General features: G+C 48.7%; 17 protein-coding genes and 1 riboswitch. Of the genes, 8 read left to right on the top strand and 9 right to left on the bottom strand.

Annotated features, from left to right (window positions below):
- Positions 1-63: 63 nt before the first annotated feature.
- The 4 genes from ACO05Z_RS03390 to ACO05Z_RS03375 all read right to left on the bottom strand — a co-directional run bounded on the left by ACO05Z_RS03390 (position 64) and on the right by ACO05Z_RS03375 (position 5,722).
- Positions 64-945, bottom strand: coding sequence for a methylenetetrahydrofolate reductase (locus tag ACO05Z_RS03390; protein WP_421900508.1), 882 nt, complete (start codon positions 943-945; stop codon positions 64-66).
- Positions 946-1,018: 73 nt separating this feature from the next.
- Positions 1,019-3,292, bottom strand: a complete 2,274-nt coding sequence (gene metE / locus ACO05Z_RS03385; protein ID WP_421900506.1) for a 5-methyltetrahydropteroyltriglutamate--homocysteine S-methyltransferase — start codon at positions 3,290-3,292, stop codon at positions 1,019-1,021.
- 76 nt (positions 3,293-3,368) lie between these two features.
- A riboswitch (cobalamin riboswitch) is annotated at positions 3,369-3,562 on the bottom strand.
- Positions 3,563-3,699: 137 nt separating this feature from the next.
- Positions 3,700-4,272, bottom strand: coding sequence for a DUF4136 domain-containing protein (locus tag ACO05Z_RS03380; RefSeq protein ID WP_421900504.1), 573 nt, complete (start codon positions 4,270-4,272; stop codon positions 3,700-3,702).
- Positions 4,273-4,432: 160 nt separating this feature from the next.
- Positions 4,433-5,722 carry a sensor domain-containing diguanylate cyclase gene (locus ACO05Z_RS03375; RefSeq protein ID WP_421900502.1) on the bottom strand — a complete coding sequence of 430 codons (1,290 nt, stop codon included), beginning with the start codon at positions 5,720-5,722 and terminating at the stop codon, positions 4,433-4,435.
- Positions 5,723-5,924: 202 nt separating this feature from the next.
- On the opposite strand from ACO05Z_RS03375, the gene ACO05Z_RS03370 reads away from it, so the two are divergent.
- The 3 genes from ACO05Z_RS03370 (at position 5,925) to ACO05Z_RS03360 (ending at position 9,255) form a co-directional block, all read left to right on the top strand.
- On the top strand, positions 5,925-6,272 hold the full coding sequence (locus tag ACO05Z_RS03370; protein ID WP_421900500.1) for a PilZ domain-containing protein: 348 nt from the start codon (positions 5,925-5,927) through the stop codon (positions 6,270-6,272).
- Positions 6,273-6,333: 61 nt separating this feature from the next.
- Positions 6,334-7,329 (top strand): glycosyltransferase family protein, encoded by a 996-nt coding sequence (locus ACO05Z_RS03365; protein ID WP_421900498.1) that lies wholly within the window; start codon positions 6,334-6,336, stop codon positions 7,327-7,329.
- Positions 7,330-7,332: 3 nt separating this feature from the next.
- A complete protein-coding gene (locus ACO05Z_RS03360; RefSeq protein WP_421900496.1) occupies positions 7,333-9,255 on the top strand; it encodes an ArnT family glycosyltransferase in 1,923 nt (640 codons plus the stop codon).
- Here ACO05Z_RS03360 and metC read toward each other — a convergent pair.
- From metC to ACO05Z_RS03345, 3 genes are all read right to left on the bottom strand, one after another.
- A complete protein-coding gene (gene metC / locus ACO05Z_RS03355) occupies positions 9,215-10,375 on the bottom strand; it encodes a cystathionine beta-lyase (RefSeq protein WP_421900494.1) in 1,161 nt (386 codons plus the stop codon). The genes ACO05Z_RS03360 and metC overlap by 41 nt on opposite strands.
- Positions 10,376-10,555: 180 nt before the next feature.
- A complete protein-coding gene (aroB, locus tag ACO05Z_RS03350) occupies positions 10,556-11,641 on the bottom strand; it encodes a 3-dehydroquinate synthase (RefSeq protein WP_421900492.1) in 1,086 nt (361 codons plus the stop codon).
- Positions 11,641-12,732, bottom strand: coding sequence for a bifunctional 3-deoxy-7-phosphoheptulonate synthase/chorismate mutase type II (locus ACO05Z_RS03345; protein ID WP_421900490.1), 1,092 nt, complete (start codon positions 12,730-12,732; stop codon positions 11,641-11,643). The genes aroB and ACO05Z_RS03345 overlap by 1 nt, the downstream gene beginning before the upstream one ends.
- 468 nt (positions 12,733-13,200) lie before the next feature.
- Between ACO05Z_RS03345 and ACO05Z_RS03340 the strand changes: the two genes are divergently transcribed.
- The gene (locus ACO05Z_RS03340) at positions 13,201-13,641 is read left to right on the top strand and encodes a flavodoxin (RefSeq protein WP_421900488.1); all 441 of its coding nucleotides are present in this window, start codon (positions 13,201-13,203) and stop codon (positions 13,639-13,641) included.
- Between the two features lie 83 nt (positions 13,642-13,724).
- Here ACO05Z_RS03340 and ACO05Z_RS03335 read toward each other — a convergent pair whose 3' ends face one another.
- Positions 13,725-14,126 carry an Hpt domain-containing protein gene (locus ACO05Z_RS03335; RefSeq protein ID WP_421900486.1) on the bottom strand — a complete coding sequence of 134 codons (402 nt, stop codon included), beginning with the start codon at positions 14,124-14,126 and terminating at the stop codon, positions 13,725-13,727.
- A 271-nt stretch (positions 14,127-14,397) separates the two neighbouring features.
- On the opposite strand from ACO05Z_RS03335, the gene ACO05Z_RS03330 reads away from it, so the two are divergent.
- The 3 genes from ACO05Z_RS03330 to ACO05Z_RS03320 all read left to right on the top strand — a co-directional run bounded on the left by ACO05Z_RS03330 (position 14,398) and on the right by ACO05Z_RS03320 (position 18,611).
- On the top strand, positions 14,398-16,323 hold the full coding sequence (locus ACO05Z_RS03330; protein ID WP_421900484.1) for an ATP-binding cassette domain-containing protein: 1,926 nt from the start codon (positions 14,398-14,400) through the stop codon (positions 16,321-16,323).
- A gap of 140 nt (positions 16,324-16,463) precedes the next feature.
- On the top strand, positions 16,464-17,825 hold the full coding sequence (locus ACO05Z_RS03325; protein ID WP_421900482.1) for a TrkH family potassium uptake protein: 1,362 nt from the start codon (positions 16,464-16,466) through the stop codon (positions 17,823-17,825).
- A gap of 123 nt (positions 17,826-17,948) precedes the next feature.
- Positions 17,949-18,611: a potassium channel family protein gene (locus ACO05Z_RS03320; RefSeq protein WP_421900480.1), complete on the top strand. Its 663-nt coding sequence runs from the start codon at positions 17,949-17,951 to the stop codon at positions 18,609-18,611.
- Here ACO05Z_RS03320 and ACO05Z_RS03315 read toward each other — a convergent pair.
- Positions 18,608-19,588 (bottom strand): tetratricopeptide repeat protein, encoded by a 981-nt coding sequence (locus tag ACO05Z_RS03315; RefSeq protein WP_421900478.1) that lies wholly within the window; start codon positions 19,586-19,588, stop codon positions 18,608-18,610. The two genes, ACO05Z_RS03320 and ACO05Z_RS03315, sit on opposite strands and share 4 nt — an antisense overlap.
- Positions 19,589-19,828: 240 nt before the next feature.
- Here ACO05Z_RS03315 and ACO05Z_RS03310 point away from each other — a divergent pair, with 240 nt between their 5' ends.
- Positions 19,829-20,572, top strand: coding sequence for a glutaminyl-peptide cyclotransferase (locus ACO05Z_RS03310; protein WP_421900476.1), 744 nt, complete (start codon positions 19,829-19,831; stop codon positions 20,570-20,572).
- Position 20,573: the final 1 nt, after the last annotated feature.

The raw sequence follows: 20,573 nt of genomic DNA, 5'->3' as shown, positions 1-20,573 counted from the left end.
AAAATGAAGAAGCCCTGTGCGGGAGTGAGTCGCACAGGGCTTCCTAGCAGGGGATGAAGGTGTTTAATTGAAATATCCGTCACTCTTCAAATCAGTAATCAACCTCTCGCACATGGCTGCGCGATTCAGGCTGTAGATGTGAACTCCGGGCGCGCCCTTATCGAGCAGGTCTGCGATCTGTTTGCGGGCAAAGTCAAAACCGAACTCCATAACCGCTTCATCGCCACCTTTTTCAAAAGCCTTTTCCACCCCGCAATAAAGATCACCGGGAATTGCCGCCCCGCACAGAGACATGATCCGCCGCAACGAATTTAAGGATTGGATGGGCAGGATACCGGGGATTACCGGGCCAGTGCTGCCAAGTTCGGCAAGTCTGTCCACGTAATCGAAGTAGACCCTGTTATCGAAAAAGAGCTGGGTCATAGTGAAGTCCGCCCCCTTGGACAGCTTGGCATGGTGGAATTCAATATCCCACACCAGAGAGGGTGAATCGGGATGTCCGCCCGGATATCCGGCTACTGCGATTCCTACTTCGGAAAATTTTTCGTCCACGTATCCCACAAGATCAGAGGCGTGGAAGAAATGACTCTGACCTTCACCATTTGTGTCTTTAACCCCGTCACCGCCAAGAGCCAGAATATCTGAAACCCCGGCCTCGCCTAGCTTGGTAACGAACTCGTCAATGGACTGCTCGCTGGCACCGACGCAGGTCAGATGGGCGACAATATCAATGCCCATTTCCTTTTTCAGCAGGGAGCAAATCTCAAGTGAATTGTCGTGACTGGTTCCGCCTGCTCCGTATGTAACTGATGCGAAAAGGGGCTTAAGCGCGGCCAGTCTTGCTGCCCTTTCCATGAATATGGGCCATGTGGATTTATCCTTGGGCGGAAAAAATTCAAAAGAAAAAAACTGTCCAGCTTCATTGATATTCTGTGCCACCTGCATTTTAATTCTCCGTTATTTTTATTTGCTTACTTCCCGGACCGCAGGCACGGCCCGGGAAGTTTATATTCCTTGTTTACTGGATTTTCCGGCGTACTGTTTCAGCCGCCTGAACCATATTTTTAAGGGCCGGGACAACCTCATCCCATTTGCGGGTCTTGAGTCCGCAATCGGGGTTTACCCAGAGGCGTTCTGCAGGAATGACTTCCAATGCTTTTTCCAGCAGGGCTGCCATATCATCAGCAGCAGGAATAGCCGGACTGTGAATGTCATACACACCGGGACCGACTTCATTGGGATAGCTGAACTGTCTGAAACTACCCAAAAGCTCCATGCGACTGCGGCTGGCCTCAATGCTGATTACGTCAGCATCGAGGGCGGCAATGGAATTCATGATTTCATCGAATTCGCAGTAGCACATGTGAGTGTGGATCTGGGTTGAATCCTCTACGCAGGAAGCGGAAAGGCGGAAGCACTCCTCAGCCCATTTCAGATATTCCGGCTGCTCTGCCTTACGCAGGGGCAGCCCCTCACGCAGGGCCGGCTCATCGATCTGGATGACTTTGACACCGCTCTTCTCAAGGTCGGCAACTTCGTCACGTACGGCCAGCGCTATCTGACGGCAGGTTTCACTGCGGGGCTGGTCGTCACGCACAAAGCTCCAGCAAAGGATGGTTACCGGGCCAGTAAGCATACCCTTAACCTCTCGATCGGAAAGGGAGCGGGCATAATTGATCCACTCCACAGTGATCGGACCGGGGCGTGAAACATCACCGAAAATCACCGGAGGCTTTACGCAGCGGGAACCGTAACTCTGCACCCAGCCGTTGGAAGTAAAGCAGTAACCGTCAAAGTTTTCACCGAAATACTCAACCATGTCGTTGCGCTCGGGCTCGCCATGAACCAGCACATCAAGTCCGATCTCTTCCTGACGTCGGATGCAGTCTTCAATGTAACCGCGCATGAAGCTTTCGTAATCTGCGCGTTCAATGCGTCCATTCTTGAAACCGCTTCTTGTAGAGCGTACTTCGGGAGTCTGGGGAAATGAACCGATGGTAGTTGTCGGCAGAACAGGAAAGCCTAGCCCGCGCTGGATTTCAGCACGTTTTTCATAAACGGAATTACGGCGGTAGTCCTCAGGCTTAAGCGCAGCTAACCTCTGGGCAACCTGCGGATTGTTCACCCTTGGGCTATTTTTACGGGTCTCAAGGATTTTGCGGTTCGCAGCGAGAACAGCGTCTACATCCTCACCTTTTGCGGCATCAGCAATGGTCCTGATCTCCGCGCATTTCTGGCGGGCAAAAGCCATCCACGATTTAATCTCAGCATCCAGTTTGGTTTCCAAATCGAGATCAAAAGGAACATGCAACAGTGAGCAGGAAGGAGCGATCAAAACCCGCTCTTTACCAAGTATGGCATGCACGGATTTAACTGCAGCTACAGCCCGCTCAAGGTCGGCCCGCCAGATATTCCTGCCGTCCACTACGCCGAGAGAAAGACTCAGGTTATAGGATAGCTTTGAAAGCAACGGCTCAAGATCCTGCCCCCCACGCACTAGGTCCACATGCAAACCATCAACAGGCAGGACTGCTGCTACTTCAAGATTATCTCCGAGCCCACCGAAGTAAGAAGCAACCAGAATTTTACTGTCAGCAGCAGCTTCTTTGAAGGTGCGGTAAACCGGGCTGAAAAGTTTGAGCACGGATTCATCAAGATCAAGGGTCAGTACAGGTTCATCAAACTGAATCCATTCGCATTTGGCGGAAAGCTTTTCAATGAGTTCCACATAAGCGGGCAACAGCTTTTCCAGCAGGTCCAGACGGTCAAAATCCTGATCCGCGCATTTACCCAGCAACAGGAAAGTCAACGGCCCGGGCAGCACAGCCTTTACTTTATGTCCAAGCTGGACAGCTTCATCCACCTGTTCGAGAATGGTTTCATCAGCAAGGGAAAATTCCTGATCCTTACTGAATTCGGGAACGATGTAGTGGTAGTTGGTATCGAACCACTTGGTCATTTCCATGGCTGCTACGCCGTTTTCTCCGGCTTCGCCACGGGCCATCCTGAAATAATCATCAAGGGAAGCCTTAGCGCCTTCTACATCATATCTTGCCGGAACAACGCCAAATCTTACTGCGTTGTCAAGCATATGGTCGTAGTAGGAAAAATCACCCACCGGAAGAAGATCGACTCCAGCCAGCATCTGGTCTTCCCAGTGCTGTGCCCGAAGTTTCTTGGCAGTCAGGGCAAGATCATCAGCCCCGGCTTCACCTTTCCAGTAAGATTCAAGCTTGCGTTTAAGCTCGCGATTGCTGCCCATTCTGGGGTAGCCTAAAGTGTGCGTCAGCATTGTAGTTCTCCATATTAAAAGTGTCCGCTTGGCGGCGGGACTATTATCCCTGTTTCACAGACCTGTTCGCGAGGTCCGGCACTCACTCCCGCAGGACGTCTTCTGGCTTCCGGGCCTATTCGACGCACAGCACCGCTCCTTCCCGTTTTCCAACAGTGGACCGACACCATTCCTTCTTGATTTACCCGGTTACAGCAGCGCGCCTGCGACGGATTTTCACCGTCTTCCGTTTCCTGCGGGCGCATACAAACCAAATTCAATATATAAAAATATTGTTATATAGTGATGAAGAAATGACATTCTTCAAGCCCAAAGTCAAGCACTGATCAAATTTTTTGCTCAGACATAAAAAAGGCCCCCGAACAAACTCCGGGGGCCTTAAAAAAACTTCCTATTATTACGCTAAACTATTCGCAGTCTCTAACATTGAGTTTTTGACGAAATTTTCCACTGGCAGTGGGAAACTGCGACAAAGCTCCTTTGACCAGACAACGACCTACAATATCCAGACCTTCACGGTCCTGACTGGTAGCCATGCCGCGCCAGAGGTAGGTTTTCATGCCTTCATCTTCGGGAGTCATCAGGTAGATGCGTACAGTATTGTCTACGCGAGGGGCATCAGCTGTCTTAACCACCCCGATATCAGTATTGGTCTTGCTAATGTAATCATACTCGTAGGCTTCCCTTTTGTAGGTTACGCCCCTTTCCATGAAAGCCTTGGAACCGAAATTAACAACAACCATAAAATCCGGTGAATTGGGATCATAGCTGAACCCTTTTGCTTCAAGTTCCAGTTTAGCAGTATTGAGCAGGATCGCTTCAAGATCCTTCTTGGAATCGCTTTTCTGCTTAAATGCAAAAGTTTTTAAACCGTTAAAATCAGCACCCGGAACAGGCTTATTCTCAACATCCATATTTACGTATACACATCCGGAAAGCATCATTCCAATCAGCATAAAAACAACGAGTAACTTCCTCACCACATTCTCCTGAATTTATTGGTTACGGCCTTCCCCTTAAAAAGGAGCCGCATTAAATACAATATTACACTATCCTATACCATAACCACTTAACTTTTTTAACGGCTTTAGCCAAGAGTTAAAACAAATTCAAAGAGAGAAATACTTCCGCATAAAAATATCAATCGTAAAAACAGACCCGGTTGCGCCCGGAACTTTTCGCATCATACAAGGCCATATCTGCCATGCGCAGCAAACGCTCAGGGTTCAATCTGCGTGAGCTCATCGTAGCAACCCCGACACTTGCAGTACACTGAATGGAATCCCCGCAAGCACGAACTTCACTGGCTGCAAATTGCCTGCGTAGACGTTCAGCCACGGCAATACCGCCCGCAAGGTCCGTTCCGGGCAGGAAAAGAGCGAATTCCTCTCCTCCCATGCGGGCAAATACGTCATTATCCCTGATTACGGACCGACAAATATCAGCAAAAGACCGCAGAACCACATCCCCGACCTCATGTCCATGGCTGTCATTGATCTTCTTGAAATTATCAAGATCTATCATCAGCATGGTCGGACCAACGGGATTGCGCTGTTCTTTGCCCATAAACAACTCAACCTGCCGGAAAAATTCCCGCCGATTTAAAGCCCCGGTCAGGCTGTCAGTTGTTGCCAGCAAAACCAAACGGTCCTCTTCGCTCTTACGCAAAGAGATATCATCCACCACCCAGAGCACACCTCGATTCAAATCAGCTGGGACATCGACATCCACGGCCTGTCCGGAAAGGGAACACCACAGCGGCTTACCGTCCTTGCGCCGCAACTGATATTCGATATTTACCTGAGCCTTATTTACAAGGGTGTAATAATACTGCTTACCAAATTCATGAAATTTATCTTCGGAAAGATGCAGGTCGAGCATACTTAAGCCAACCATATCATCAGGGGAATCATAGCCCAGAATATCGGCAAGGGCCTGATTTGCCCTTTTCAAGATTCGTCCTCCCTTCAAAAACATCATCCCTACTTTGCTGTTTTCAAAGATAATCTTGAGTTCATTCAGGGTTTCGCGCAACTCCATTTCTGTTGCTTTTAAATAGGAGACATCCCGTATGGCTGAAATACGATACACCTTGCCCCGAAAATCTACAGTCCGGCCACGAATTTCAGCAGGAAAGACAGAACCGTCCTTGCGCCTGCCCATCACAAAATAGTGCTTGTCATACCTTTCAGAAATATTCTTTTTTGCAAGATCACGATACTCTTCTGTAATAAAATCAAGTGCACTCATTCCCAGAACTTCATCATGGGTATACCCCAGAACTTCAAGAATTTCCCTGTTCACTGCTATGCAACGTGCGTTCTCATCAAACACACCAATTGCTTCGGAAGAAGAATCAGCCAGCAACGTCTGAAGTTCCAGCTGTTCTTCCAGCTCATCGATATATTTATGAAAACCATCTACTCCCATACCCTTCCCCGTTTCTAAAAGCCCACTCACTCCAACAATATTCTATGAAACGACAACAGCACTCGTCAACACCCTATAAAACAGGAAAAAACTCTCCCCGTAACCAAGCTACGGCAATGCAATACATTTCAACACCGACACACAAAAAATAATTCACATGCAATTATTAAAGCTTTAGTGTTCGCCCGCTGGGGAGGCAAATATGAATACATTAGCAGACAGGCGAAAGCATGCACGGATTGAGCTGGCTTCTATCAACAGCTTTTTCCGGCAATGTGATGTTGCCGCAACTTCCGGTGAGGATTTCGACATCACTATCCTCAACATCTCCACACAAGGAATGAAATTCAAAATTAATTCCGTCAAAGATTCTGAACGAATAAAGCTTGATGATGAACTATTTATTCGCGGTTGCATATTCAACGACCGGATAGGTTTTCTCAGCAGCCAAAAGGCTGTAACCGTATGGCAGGAATCATCTGTCTTCGGAGTTAAATTCACCCCATCCCTAGACCTTGATGAACCGTCGCTGTTCAACATGCTCAAATAAATCGCCTATTCCTGATTAGCCCCCTCTTTCAAATAAGAGGATAAATTGCTACCTTCAGCTTGTGAGCAAGCAAGACCCCAAAATAATAGCATGGATCGGCAATACCTTTTTCCGTACAGGAATGGACGAACTGGGCTACAAGACAGTCCACATCCCTATCCGGGGGCAACAGGTATTCACCTGGCAGGACATCCTTGAAAAGACCGGGACAAAACCGTTTGCCGTGGTCTATGCTGACCGTTCAATCGCCCCACCGCTGGCTGGAGTGGAAAACTATCCCTGCCTGACAATTTTTCACTGCATCGATACCCACATCCACAGCTGGTATCCCTATTACGCCCAAGGATTCGACATCTGTCTGGTCAGCCTGAAAGACCATCTGGACCGTTTCACTCCAAGATTAAAGGAATCCCGACTGCTCTGGTTTCCGCCCATTGTCATGGACTTTCATGTCCCGTCCGAAGCACGAAAAGAATGGGACCTGCTCTTTGTAGGTAATGTAAGTGCGGAGTTGACCCCGGAAAGAAAAATTTTTCTCGATAAAGTAGCTGAACATGTTCCCGGCCTGCACATTACCAGAGGCGATTTCAGCAAACTTTTCCCCAGAGCAAAAGTTGTGCTCAATATTGCCGAACGCGGCGACCTGAACTTCCGTGTCTTTGAGGCATTGGCCTGTGGCGCATGCCTGCTGACTCCCAGAATCGAAAACGGATTCTTTGATATTTTTGAGGACGGAGTTCATCTGCTGACCTATGAACCCAACAACGTTGAAGACCTTCTGGAAAAATACAATCTTCTAATAACTGACGAAGAATGGCGGGAACGTCTTGCCAAACAGGGCAACGAATTGATTGAAAGCTCGCACCGCATCATCCACAGAGCGCAGACATTGCACAATGTGATTGAAGAAATGGACGTGGAAGCAGCAATTAAAAACCGTATCGCCGCAGCACCTGAGTTGCGCCGGAACTTCCTAAAATCACTCTATCTTCACTGGGCCGAGGAAGTGGGTATACCTGAATTTCAGAAAATTTATCTGGAAGCTGCCAAACACTAGCTTATGGACTCAAAGCTTACATATCGGCAACCACTTACTTTTACATGTCTGATTATTTTCGCTCTTTTCTTTGCCTGCATGGGAGAGTGGCGTCCTTTTTTCTTTGACATTGACGAGCCCAAATACATAACTGCTGCCATGGAAATGGCCCGCAGCAGAGACTGGCTGCACCCAATGTTCGGCGGCCTTCCCCGAATGCAAAAACCACCCTTGCCTTACTGGCTGAGTGGAGCATTGATTGATTTATTCGGTTCCGATTCCAGCACCGGGACACAACTTTTTATCGCCCGTATCCCGGCAATACTGAGTTCAGTACTGACTGTAGCCGCCACCTACCTGATAGGCAGGAGGATTGGCGGAGATAAGTGCGGACTATTGGCAGGCTTGCTGCTGGCCGTTGCCCCGCCATTTAAAATCGAAGGAATGTTACTGAAGGCGGATATCATCTATACTGCTGCTGTCACTTGGAGCAGTTTTTTCTATTTACGAAGGTTCCAAGGCCAAAGGGGGATATTGAATCTTTCCGGCGCTACCATTGCCATGGGATTGGGAGTTCTGAGCAAAGGGCCTTTCGCCCTGCCTCCACTAATCGGCTATTTACTGGCGGAACTGTTTAGGACCAACTCACACAAAGAGGTACCGCTTTGCCGTGCAGTACTAAACACCCTGAAAAAAGAATCCGCGCCCATTATACTAGGGCTATTCGCCTGCTTACCATTTTTGCTCTGGATCACCACAGCCAGCACTTCCGGAATGGACTACCTCTCCGGCATGCTGAACGATGTTTCGCAGAACACCACCTACAAAACCCCAACCTTGCTCCATCACCTGCAAAGTATCGGATTTTATTTTTATGAGGCTGGAGTCGTCTTCTTTCCGCTTGGAATTTTCGGACTGTGCGCAGCATTTTTTCTTTTACGCGACAAAGCAGCCCGACATAAAGAAACTGATTATTTATTCTGGAGCGGCCTGATCTACCTGCTGATAAGCATATTTATATTCAGACTCCGGGCACACCGTTATTTTCTGCCGCTAATGCCCATTCTCTCAATAATCGCCGTGAACTGGATACTTACAGCCAGACGAGACGGACTTTTCAAAAAATTATTTACGTTCTGTACTGCGTTGGCAGCGCTGATCCCCGCAGTAATCGTGGGTATTGTACTCTACAGCGGGCAAATATCCGTAAACCTGTGGCGCAATGCACAAATCAGCGACTTCCAGACGCAGACCGTCCCATTTACCCTTGCGGCCTTTGTCTTATCGCTGACCATAGGTGCTGCAGGTATGAAATATTATAAAAAACCAAAGACCTTCCTCAGTATAGTTTTCGCCGGTATGCTGCTCATTTATCCCTTCTATTTCAATGCCGCACCGGACGTTGATACGAATGGACAACTACAGCCAGACTCCCTACTGGCCCAAGAAATGGCCAATTCAATAAATGAATCTATCCCCGCGCACGACAACTATATATTCATAGCATCCAGAAGATCTTTACGGATTCACCCGGAGCTGCATTTTTTCCTGCGCAACTCAATTAATCGCAACGGGCAAAGTTATCTGACGACCCTGCCCTTCCAAATACACGATTTCATTAAAGTACTGGTTGCACCAAATACCGCAATCAACTTTTTAAAGGCGGAAGACAAAAGCAACAAACAGAGCCCGCTTTATAAATTTCTCAAAACAAACCGGTTCAATAAGACTGTCCTGATCCTTAATAATACTGAACTAAGCATATTGCTTAACTCCATCCCGACAGCTGATATGTTTAAATCAAAAACAGAACTCATTTCTGCTGAAGGGCTTAATCATGAATGGAGAAAAGAAGCCCTCTATCTGGTTACCTTAAATAACAATCAAGAAAGAGAGCCTCACTTATTTATCTCAACCGTTCCAGCCCCTGAGCCAGATCAGTTTTAAGGTCTTCCACATCTTCCAGTCCGATATTCAAGCGAAAAATGGTCTTGCCCTCATAGCCGAAGTGGTTGGTACGCCGGAACTTTCCTCCGGTGATCAGACTCTTGTATCCGCCCCAGCTGTAGCCGAGGCAAAACAGCTCAAGGTTATCTACAAACGGGGAGTGATCGATATCTTCAAATTCATCTTTGAGAGTGAAAGCGAAAAGCCCGCTTGAACCTTTGAAAGACTTCTTCCAAAGATCGTGCTGGGGATGGCTTTCAAGGGCCGGATGGATTACGGATTCAACCATTTCATGGTTTTCCAGCCATTTTGCTATCTCAAGGGCAGCCTGTTCATGGGCCTTGAGGCGGACTTTCAGGGTCCGCAATCCGCGCAGTGCCTGATAGCAATCTTCCTGTGCAGCAAAAACTTCGAAAAGCCCGCAGCATTTTTCAAAAACCGCCCAGCTCTGCTCATTTGTGGAAACCGAACCAAGCAGAATATCGGAATGACCGGTGATATATTTGGTGCACGACTGAATGGAAACATCCACGCCATACTCAAAGGGATTGAAATATAAAGGAGTTGCCCATGTGTTATCAATGACGGAAACGACACCCTTTTCACGGCAGATTTTGGTGATTGCCGAGACATCCTGAATCTCAAGGGTATTTGAACCGGGAGATTCCATGAAAAGCAACGCTGTATTATCACGAATGTAATCAGCAACCCCGGCCCCGGCATCAGAGGGCAGGTATTCAGCTTCAACACCGTACTTTGAAAGAAAGCCATCGCAGAAATGACGGGTCGGGCCGTAGACATTGTCACAAATGAGGATATGATCGCCCTGCTTTGTGTAAGCCATGAGCACCATGGCAATAGCGGCAATACCGGACTGAAAAGTTTTGCAGCCGTGTGCGCCCTCCAGCTCAACCATGGCAGCCTCAAAAGCTTTCTGGGCAGCCATTCCGCAAGTGCCATACTCCACACCTTCGAATTCACCTTTATTCGCCTTGAGCATATCGGCATAGGAATCAAAAAGGACAGTGGAAGCACGGTGCAGGGGCGGATTAATGGTATCTATAACTTGCAGGGCTTCGGCTTTGCCCGCATTGACCAGCTTGGTGGAAATATCTTTCATGGTAACTCCTTGTTGTTTCTGGCCCAAAATATAAAGCGGGAAACTGGAAAAACAACCAGTTCCCCGCAAATATTTTATTCTTTGACAGTCTCTTAAGCTAAAGAGCGAAGCTTAATAAAAGGTTTTGGGATTCTTAAACCCTTTTGCAAAAGGGTTTAAGCCGCCGGAGGCATCATTAGTTCATACATTCTTCAATTCTGCTTCAATCAACTCAAGAGGAAAGTCCTCGCGCACAACTGCATTGCCTAATCTATCAAGCCCGACAATCACAACCTGTCCCTGCTTGACCTTCTTGTCCTTCTTCATGAGTTCCATGATCTTGGCAGGCTCAATGTCGAGCTTTCCAGTGGCAAGACCGAGCTTGTCCATGAGTTCTTCATGTAACTTGAGGTCCTCAGCAGAAAGCATCCCGGCCTTATGACAGGCCCGAGCAACGATACGCATGCCCCATGTAACACATTCGCCGTGAGATATTTTGTACCCGGCAAAGGTTTCAATGGCATGGCCCACGGTATGGCCATAGTTGAGGATACGACGCACCCCGCCCTCTTTTTCATCACGAGCAACCACATCGGCCTTGATCTCACAACAGCGGGCCACGACCCTAGCCATGACTTCACGATCGAGAGAACGGACCTTATCCGCATTTCCAGAGAGGTAATCAACCAGCTCGCGGTCGGCAATGAAAGCAGTCTTGACCACTTCGCCCAGCCCGCTGAGGATTTCCCGCTCAGGCAGGGATTCAAGTGCTGAGATGTTGGTGTAAACCCGCTTGGGCTGGTAGAACATACCGCAGTAGTTCTTCCAATGCTTGATGTTCACAGCCACCTTGCCGCCCACGGAAGAATCCACCTGAGAAAGCAGGGTTGTAGGCACCTGCACGAAATTGATGCCGCGCATATAACTCCCGGCAACATAGCCGGAAAGGTCACCGACCACTCCGCCGCCTAAGGCTACAACCACGTCCTGACGGGTTATTCCGGCCTCAAGCATTGCTTCGAGCAGGGAGCCAAACACATCAAGGGATTTGCTGTTCTCCCCGGCGGGGACAGTGAGCAGCAGCGGGTCAACATCTTCAAGAGCGAGCTTTTCGACCAGCGCATGTCCGAAAAGCTCACGAGTATTTTCATCGCAGATAACTACCGGGGTATGTCCGTATTTCCTGGCTTTAAGATCAGCGACAACTTCATCCATGACAGAATAGTCTACACTGATCTCATAGGAATTATCGAACTCCCCACGCAGTTCAACATTGACCTTGGGCATTATTCTTCCCCGGCCAGCACGCATTCCTGCTGACGCAGAGATTCTTCATGGATGTACTGGAAGATGCGGAGCATGAAGTGTTCATCCATGCCGCGGGCAACGCCTTCACGGGTACGCTTTTCAACAGTCTTCCTCCACTGGTCAGGCTGCAGGAGAGCAATGCCGCGCTCGCACTTCATCTTACCGATCTTGCGGCCGAGAGCCATACGCTCTGCAAGGAGTTCAACAATGGCATCATCGATTTCCACAAGGCGGGCACGCTTGCTTTCCATCTTCAGGGCAAATTCTTTATCTTCTGCAACAGCATGTTTAACTTCCAGACCGTCCAGAACCTTACCGAGATCTTCAGGAGTGAACTGCTGCTTGCTGTCACTGAGGGCCACGTCAGGGTTGATGTGGGATTCTATCATCAGGCCGTCGAAAAGCAGATCAAGAGATTTCTGAGCTACTGCGGGAATCAGTTCACGCTTACCGCACAAGTGGCTGGGATCGCAGATGATAGGCATACCTTCAGTGCGGCGGCGCAGTTCAATGAAAATTCTCCAGTTGGGAGCATTACGGTATTCGCTGGGGCGGGCGGAGGAAAAGCCGCGGTGGATAGCACCGAGCTTGGTTACGCCGGCCTTGTTGATACGCTCAAGCGCACCGAGCCAGAGTTCCACATCAGGGTTGATGGGGTTTTTGACCAGCACAGGGATATCTGTTCCTTTGAGGGAATCAGCAAGAGCCTGTACCGCAAAGGGGTTTACAGTTGTCCGTGCGCCTACCCAGATCAAGTCAACACCATATTTGAGGCAAAGCTCTACATGCTCGGGAGTTGCAGTTTCACAGGAGATAGGCAACCCGGTCTCTTCTTTGGCTTCGACCAGCCATTTGAGACCTTCCTCGCCCATGCCTTCAAAGCAGCCGGGACGGGTACGCGGTTTCCAAATACCGGCGCGCAGCATGTGCACGCCTTTGTCTTTAATGCCGCGGGCGGTTTCAAGAAGCTGCTCGCGGGATTCCGCACTACAGGGTCCTGCAATAATCAGCGGGCCGTCATTATTGAATCCCCAAGAATCCAAACCGGTTACATCAAGTTGTACACTCATGATAGTGACCTCCGTAATATTTGAAGTTGAAAAGAAGTCCGGGCCGGTTTGATGGCGCTAAATGGAAAAATACTGCAAAGATGAAGTCTGAATATAACAGACTATGCAGAAAACAGCAGGAAAAATCGGCCGGAATAAAAAGGAATGCACCGAACACGAAAGATTATGGCAATCTCACGCAATCAATATCAAATTGTAAATGAAGTTGGACCTTACACCCTGCCGGGGAGGCAGGACCCGATATGACACGGCTGGACTTTAAATGACGCTGGCCGAGCCGGATAGATACCGGTTAGTCTTAAGTACCCCATAACACCACTCAGCCGCGGCGTAAACACTCAATTACCACACCTGTGACATTTTCATATTTTCTTAACATTTTTACAAATTGATATTGACTTTGAATTTCACTCTCACTAAAAGCTAAATAACGTTATCAAACCGATTACAGACCTAAAGGAGGACACCATGTCCAAATCACTTATCGTTTACGGCTCAACTACCGGAAATACAGAAACAGCCGCTGAGTACGTGGCTGAAGCTTTTGAAAATCAGGAAATTGATGTGGAACTGAAAAATGTTACCGATGTCAGTGTGGCCGACCTCGGCAACGGATACGACATCGTTCTCTTTGGCTGCTCCACTTGGGGCGAAGAAGAAATCGAATTACAGGATGACTTCATCCCCCTTTACGACGCCCTTGAAGACGCTGACCTGAAGGGCAAAAAAGTTTCTGTTTTCGGATGCGGTGATTCAGACTACACCTATTTCTGCGGTGCTGTAGATGCTATTGAAGAAAAACTCGAAAAGATGGGTGCTGTAGTTGTCGGCGACAGCCTCAAGATCGACGGCGACCCGGACCGCGACGAAATCACCGGATGGGGTAAAGGAATAGCTGAAAAAGTTTAAGCTGTACGCTCAGGAATCCTTAGTAAAAAAGCCCCCGCACCAAAATGGTGCGGGGGCTTAAAATTTTCATTAATAAATCCTATCTAACTCTCACCGGCCAGCGCACGCTGCACTGAAACCTCAAGCATGGTCTTCTGTAAGCGGATGCTCTTGGTGTTGCTGTTAAGTACATCTTCGGTCAGGGAGCGAAGTTTATCCACCGACTCCAACGAGGCGGTAATAATAAGCTCTGTGGGAATCAGTCCTTCGGAGCGAATCATTTCCAGAACATTCTCCAACTTATGGGAGAGTTCCTCAATGACAGTCAGCTTAAGCAGGTTGGACCCGGCTTTGATTGAGTGGGCATCCCGAAAAATTGAATTGATCAATTCCGGGGTAAGGTCCGTAGGACTGTTCTCCAACTGCAAAAGACCGGTCTCAATATTATCGAGCCGTTCAAGTGTTTCATCCTGAAAGATGTCCAGTAATCTATCGCCAGTACTCATTTTATATATCCCGCCCGCTCATACAGCAGGGGTTGAAAATCCAATTGCAAAACTCCGCAGGAGCAACTTTATGGGTTATCTGCCCTAAGCTTAGACTTTCGTCAACAAATTGTAACGCAAAGTACTCTTTTTCAAGCCCCGGGAACAGACTTCCCTTTTTGGCGGCAAAATTCTACACTGCCGCCCTCAAGTTTGAGATACTAATGAAAAGAATAATATCTGTCTTTAATTATATTATATTTTTAATCAAGTATAGTGCGGAGTTAAACTAATGGCTTTGATGAGTGTAAATGATGTTTCCATGACCTTCGGCGGTCCCCAGCTGCTGGATAAAGTATCCTTTCAGGTGGAAGAAGGCCAACGTATCTGTATTGTAGGACGTAACGGGGAAGGTAAATCCACCCTGCTCCGACTCATGAGCGGCGACCTTGTTCCTGACGACGGAAACATCTCTTACCAGAAAGGTGTCAGCGTAGCCCGCCTTTCCCAGAAAGTTCCCGAGGTGCTGGAAGGCAGCATCTTTGAAGTAGTCGCCGGAGGTCTCGGCGATCTGGGGGATGCCCTGACCCGCTACCACACTGTAAGCCTTGAAGTTGCCAACGGCGGTGATGTTTCCAAGCTTTCCGAAGTGGAAGAAATCATGGAAAAGCACGGTGGCTGGGAAGCATTGACCACCATTGAAATGGTTATCTCACGCCTCTCCCTCAGCGCTGAAATGCGCTTTGAAACACTTTCCGGTGGTCTGAAAAGACGCGCCCTGCTGGCCCGGGCACTGGCTTCCAAACCGGATGTCCTCCTTCTGGACGAGCCTACCAACCACTTGGACATTGACTCAATCGCATGGCTTGAAGAATTTCTGGTCAAAAACATCCGTACTCTGATCTTCATTACTCATGACCGTATGTTCCTGCGCAAGATCGCCACCCGGATCATTGAACTGGACCGCGGCAACCTTGCTGACTGGTCCTGCGATTACGATACCTTCCTCAAACGCAAGGAAGAACTTCTTGCTGCCGAAGAAAAAAACTGGTCCGAATTCGACAAAAAATTGGCCCGCGAAGAAGTATGGATCAGGCAGGGCATCAAGGCTCGCCGGACCCGTAACGAAGGCCGCGTGCGCGCGCTGAAAAGACTACGTGAAGAGCGCAAGCAGCGCCGTGAGCGGACTGGAAAAGCGACCATAGAAATTCAGGAGGCCGCACGTTCCGGTAAAGTCGTAGCCGAAACCGTGAACGCATCCTATGCATGGGACGGCAATCCCATCTTCAAAGACCTTTCCACCACCATCATGCGTGGAGACCGGATCGGGATCATCGGTCCCAACGGTGCAGGCAAAACAACTCTGATACAAGTCCTGCTGGGCAATCTCAATCCGGATTCCGGCTCCATTAAGCTCGGCACCAAGCTTGAAATTTCCTATTTTGACCAGCATCGCGAACAACTCGACCCGGATAGATCCGTGCGCGATTCCGTAGCTGACGGCAATGACACTGTGACCATCAATGGTCGCAACAAACACGTCATGGGTTACCTGAAAGATTTCCTATTCTCCCCGGACCGGGCCAATTCCCCGGTCAGCGTACTTTCCGGCGGGGAACGCAACCGTCTGCTTTTAGCGCGTCTGTTCACCCGTCCTTCCAACCTGCTGGTAATGGACGAACCTACAAACGATCTTGATGCCGAGACCCTTGAACTGCTCGAAGACCGTATCATGGAATATCCCGGCACTGTTATCATCGTCAGCCATGACCGTGCTTTCCTGAACAACGTGGTTACCGGAACTCTCGCCTTTGAAGGCAATGCGCAAGTCAACGATTACGTTGGCGGTTACGACGACTGGGTGCGACAGCGTCAGCAGCCCGAAGAGGAAGTAAAACCCAAAGCGACCAAGCCCAAGCCGAAGAAAACACCGGATGCCCGCCCGGAAAAGCTCAGCTACAAAGAACAGCGTGAGTTCGAAGCGCTGGAAGTGGAAATCACCGAGTTGCCCGGAAAAATCGAAGAGCTTGAAGGCTCAATCGAAGAAATGCAGAATCTCATGGCCGACCCGGAATTCTACAAAAAGTCCGGTGAAGAAATGGCCGCCGCCCAAGCCAAGCTCGAAAACCTCGAAGCTGAGCATGAAACAACCTTCATGCGCTGGGAAGAAGTAGAAGAGAAGTTAGAAGAATACAGGAAGAGAACTGGACAGATTTAATGCCTCCGGCGGCTGGGGAAGGGATAAGCCACATGACGTGGCGAATCAAAAACTTCCGATTTGCTTCGCATATAGCTTGAGAAGACGTCACACCAACAGCATTCTTGCCATCTTTTAAACTCAAGCGTAAATAGAACTATATGAAATCCAAAGCGACTTCTCCTTTCTGGATGCCCATTTACGCATTTCTGGCCACTATTTTAATCGGTGGCATGCTGCTGAAACTGGACATTTGCCATCCGGGAAAGGAGCTTTCATTTCTTGATGCTATTTTTACGGCAACCTCGGCAGTCTGCGTTACCGGGCTCGCGGTGGTGGATACCGGGACCTTTTTCAGCCGCACCGGACAGAGTGTCATTCTGGCCCTGATCCAGCTGGGCGGGCTGGGGATTATGACCTATGCCAGTCTGGTAATTTACCTGCTGGGCAAGAAGGTCAGTGCCTCGGACCGTATTGCGGTCAGCCAGACTTTAATCCACGACCCATCATTCAATATCGGTAAATTCATTGTCGGCGTGGTCACGGCAGTGCTGTCCATTGAAGCCTTGGGCGCCCTGCTGCTCAACCACATGGACCCGACGGGGTTTTATCCGTTCTCGGCAGTTTTCCACTCCATATCGGCTTTTTGTAATGCAGGATTCTCGCTTTATTCAGACAGCCTGACCACGTGGAAGGACCATCTGGGCATTAACACGGTCTTCATGGCCCTGATTATCATGGGCGGACTGGGCTTTTATGTCATGACCGAGTTATGGCATAAATTCATAAACTTTGTGCGCAGGCGCAAAAGCGAAGTATCAGCCCATACCTTAAGCTGGCACACCCGCATCGTCCTAGAAACATCTGCATTCCTGATTGTTGTAGGCGGACTAGCCATCTTTTTTGCCGAAAGCTTCAAAGTCCACGTGGTTGAAGGGGCCATGGTTAATGAAATCGCGGCGCTGTTCCAGTCTGTAACCTGCCGTACCGCAGGCTTTAATACTGTGGATATTTCCGGCCTGACCAACATATCCCTGCTGGTCATGATCGGCCTGATGCTTATCGGCGGTTCACCGGGATCATGCGCCGGCGGTTTGAAAACAACCACCTTCCGCACCTGGCTGGGCTTCATCATTTCCAAGGTCAAAGGACATTCGCAAGTCAAAGTAGGCTGGTACGCCCTGACCGAAGAAAGTGTTAACCGTGCCCTGACCCTGCTGACCATTGCCAGCGTAATCCTCGGCTCGGCAATCATCCTCTTGAGCATAACTGAAGGAAGTCACCTGCCGCACAGCGAAGTACGTGGACACTTCATCGAAATAACTTTTGAGGCAATTTCAGCCTTCGCCACAGTGGGCCTTTCAACAGGAGTAACCCCGGACTTGAGTGGACCGGGTAAATCAATCATAATATTCCTGATGTTCGTAGGAAGGCTCGGCCCGGTATGGCTGCTAACTGCCATCAACAGCTGGCAACGGGAACCAAAATTCAGACTACCGGAAGACGATTTACCACTAGGATAAATATAAATTTCACAGATAACTCGGTGAAGCCCTAATATAAGTTTTTGGAATTATTAAACCCTTTTTACAAAAAGGGTTTACCCCCCGGAGGGACTTCCGGTAGGGCCGCCGGAGGCAAACAATATGTCAAAAGAAAGAATAGAAGTAGGCGTTATCGGCCTTGGTAAATTCGGTCTGGAGCTGGCCTTGAACCTGCGCAAGCTGGGCCACAATGTTGTGGGCGTTGATACCAGTGAAGAGCGGGTCAAGGCAGCCAAACCCTACCTTGCACAGGTATTTCAGGCTGACGGTACTGATCCCCAGACACTGGAACAGCTTAGCTTTCAGGATTTCAACTACGTAGTAGTTTCCACTGGAGATTCACTGGAAGCAAGCGTTTTGGTTGTGCTTAACCTGCAGGAAATCGGGGTCAATAAAATCTGGGTCAAAGCCATCAGCGTGGCACATAAAAAAGTGCTCAGCAGAATGGGTGTGGATTATGTTGTTTTCCCGGAACATTTCGCAGCCAAACAGCTGGCCCACAAATTATCCACTCCCGGCATGATCGAATACCTGTCCATGGGCAATGACATCCTGATCAAGGAACGTCAGGCTGCAGACTGGGCCGGCAAGACTCTCATCGACTTAGACCTGACCAACAATTATCAGGTACAGGTCATCGCTATCCGCAAAAATGGATCGGAAGAACTGAATTTCGTCCCCAAAGCCAATGAACCTTTGGGTGAAAATGATGTGCTGATTATGATCGGAGCAAGAGAAAACCTGCTCAAACTGCCGGACAATTAAAGCTCGTCAACGTTGTAAAGATCCTTTTCGATTTCCTTCATCTGCATGTCCTCCTCTTCAAGAGCAATCATGCGATCCCGGATTTCGTGGGTCTTTTCAATGGCATCATCAAGCTCCACCCCGGCGGCAACCTGCATCTTGCGTAACAGGTTCAGGATGTCGCTGCGCAGGGTTTTGCCGTTGTCCCCGCCTCCCATTTCACGAAGCATGGTCTCGTCTTCTTCGGTCTTTTTGATCAGATAATGGCAGAACTTCTGGGCTTCCTGAACACCACGGTTCTTTTCCAGACACATGGTCAGGTAGCGAAAGCAATTTTCCCAGTCCCCTGCTTCGTAATGGGTGCGGGCGATATTAAAGAAAAGATTTTCATCGGCACTATCGAGGTCAACTCCGCGATTGTAGTACTGCAGAGCCTCGCGGTACATGCCATTCTTACGCATGGAAATACCGAAATCATTGAACATGTGCTTATGCTCAGTCTGAAAGGCTGACTTGAGTTGCAGAACTTTTGCAAAAACTTCCTGCGCCCGCTCCACATCTCCTTTCTCAAGATAAGTCAGGCCGAGGCCGAAAGTTGCACGGACATTTTTTTCATCAACGGCCAGCGCTTCGGCATACTCCATTTCCGCGCTGTAAAACTCACCCTGTTCGCGGTGCGCTTCCCCCCTGCTCAACCTTCCGTCCTGCTGTTCCATGGCCGGACGAACATGCTGCTGATAGTAATCAAGCTCAAGAGTGTAATGGGCTGCAAATTCCCCACTGCTGATAACCTCAGGTTCACCTGAAGGGACTCCGTTTTCATTCAATAGCAGCAGTTCATAACTTTCATCGTCCAGCTTACTGGCCAGCCAGTACTTTTTCCCTTTTATTTTATGCGAATCAGAACGCAAGGAAATCACCGTAACAAATTCGGTTTCCTCTTCAGTTACCTGATCGTCAGAAGGAGTATAAGTAAATAATGAGGATTCACTACTCATGGAGTAAGCCTCCGGAGATCCCAATAAAACGGGATCGGGCTTGAAATTGTTGCAGACCCCTCATCTACACTAACTTGATCGGCATTTAATCCATTTCCATTTAGAGTTCCAGCCTCTAAAGAAGAATGAAGCTTTCTATAATCTGGAACTTCGCAGGGAAATTCGCTAGGCTTCTGCCCGATGAACAAATACCGTCCAATATTTATATTAATTACCGCCATCTTTATATTGCACTTTTTCGTGCTAAAAAGCTACGCCCGAGAAAAAACAGGCGCTCCAGTCATCAAGTGCAGGCTGCTCAAACAGTTCCCGCATGATGATACTGCTTTCACGCAGGGTTTCTTCTATCATGACGGGTATCTATATGAGAGCACAGGCAAACAAGGCAATTCCTCCCTGCGCAAGGTGGAATTGGAAAGCGGCATCGTACGGACCATGGTCAAAAACGATAAGAATGTTTTCAGTGAAGGGATTTGTTTCTGGAACAACAAAATTTACCAGCTCACATGGCGGGCCGGTAAATGTTTCATCTATGACTTCACTTCCCTTGCCCGCAAAGGATTCTTCAAATACAAAGGTCAGGGATGGGGTCTGACCACTGACGGACAATTCATTTACCAAAGCAACGGCTCGTCAGTAATAACCTTCAGGGACCCGTATGATTTCGCACGCATTAAAAGGTTGCGGATCAAAGACGGAATTGCCAACATCCATCGTCTTAATGAACTTGAATATATAAACGGTCTTATTTTCAGCAATATCTGGAAACGAGACTGCATTGCTGCCATTGATCCTAAGACAGGCAAAGTCAAATTCTGGCTGGATATATCTTCTTTGCGTCCTCTAGCCGGAAAAAAGGCCGAAGTTGCCAACGGAATCGCTTGGGACGCAGCCGGAAAAAGACTCTTCGTGACCGGAAAATTCTGGAATAAGGTTTTTGAAATTGAACTACCCACACTTGAAAATCAGCCCGCTTCACACTGAT

The organism is Maridesulfovibrio sp., assembly GCF_965230075.1.
GTDB lineage: Bacteria > Desulfobacterota > Desulfovibrionia > Desulfovibrionales > Desulfovibrionaceae > Maridesulfovibrio.
This window is presented reverse-complemented; position numbering and strand designations above follow the sequence as displayed.

Coding starts and splice junctions, on each gene's coding strand:
- ACO05Z_RS03345 (WP_421900490.1), bottom strand. CDS start 12,732: ATGAGTGTACAACTTGATGTAACCGGTTTGGATTCTTGGGGATTCAAT.
- ACO05Z_RS03390 (WP_421900508.1), bottom strand. CDS start 945: ATGCAGGTGGCACAGAATATCAATGAAGCTGGACAGTTTTTTTCTTTT.
- ACO05Z_RS03325 (WP_421900482.1), top strand. CDS start 16,464: ATGAAATCCAAAGCGACTTCTCCTTTCTGGATGCCCATTTACGCATTT.
- ACO05Z_RS03330 (WP_421900484.1), top strand. CDS start 14,398: ATGGCTTTGATGAGTGTAAATGATGTTTCCATGACCTTCGGCGGTCCC.
- ACO05Z_RS03340 (WP_421900488.1), top strand. CDS start 13,201: ATGTCCAAATCACTTATCGTTTACGGCTCAACTACCGGAAATACAGAA.
- metC (WP_421900494.1), bottom strand. CDS start 10,375: ATGAAAGATATTTCCACCAAGCTGGTCAATGCGGGCAAAGCCGAAGCC.
- aroB (WP_421900492.1), bottom strand. CDS start 11,641: ATGCCCAAGGTCAATGTTGAACTGCGTGGGGAGTTCGATAATTCCTAT.
- ACO05Z_RS03315 (WP_421900478.1), bottom strand. CDS start 19,588: ATGAGTAGTGAATCCTCATTATTTACTTATACTCCTTCTGACGATCAG.
- ACO05Z_RS03320 (WP_421900480.1), top strand. CDS start 17,949: ATGTCAAAAGAAAGAATAGAAGTAGGCGTTATCGGCCTTGGTAAATTC.
- ACO05Z_RS03370 (WP_421900500.1), top strand. CDS start 5,925: ATGAATACATTAGCAGACAGGCGAAAGCATGCACGGATTGAGCTGGCT.
- ACO05Z_RS03360 (WP_421900496.1), top strand. CDS start 7,333: ATGGACTCAAAGCTTACATATCGGCAACCACTTACTTTTACATGTCTG.
- metE (WP_421900506.1), bottom strand. CDS start 3,292: ATGCTGACGCACACTTTAGGCTACCCCAGAATGGGCAGCAATCGCGAG.
- ACO05Z_RS03375 (WP_421900502.1), bottom strand. CDS start 5,722: ATGGGAGTAGATGGTTTTCATAAATATATCGATGAGCTGGAAGAACAG.
- ACO05Z_RS03335 (WP_421900486.1), bottom strand. CDS start 14,126: ATGAGTACTGGCGATAGATTACTGGACATCTTTCAGGATGAAACACTT.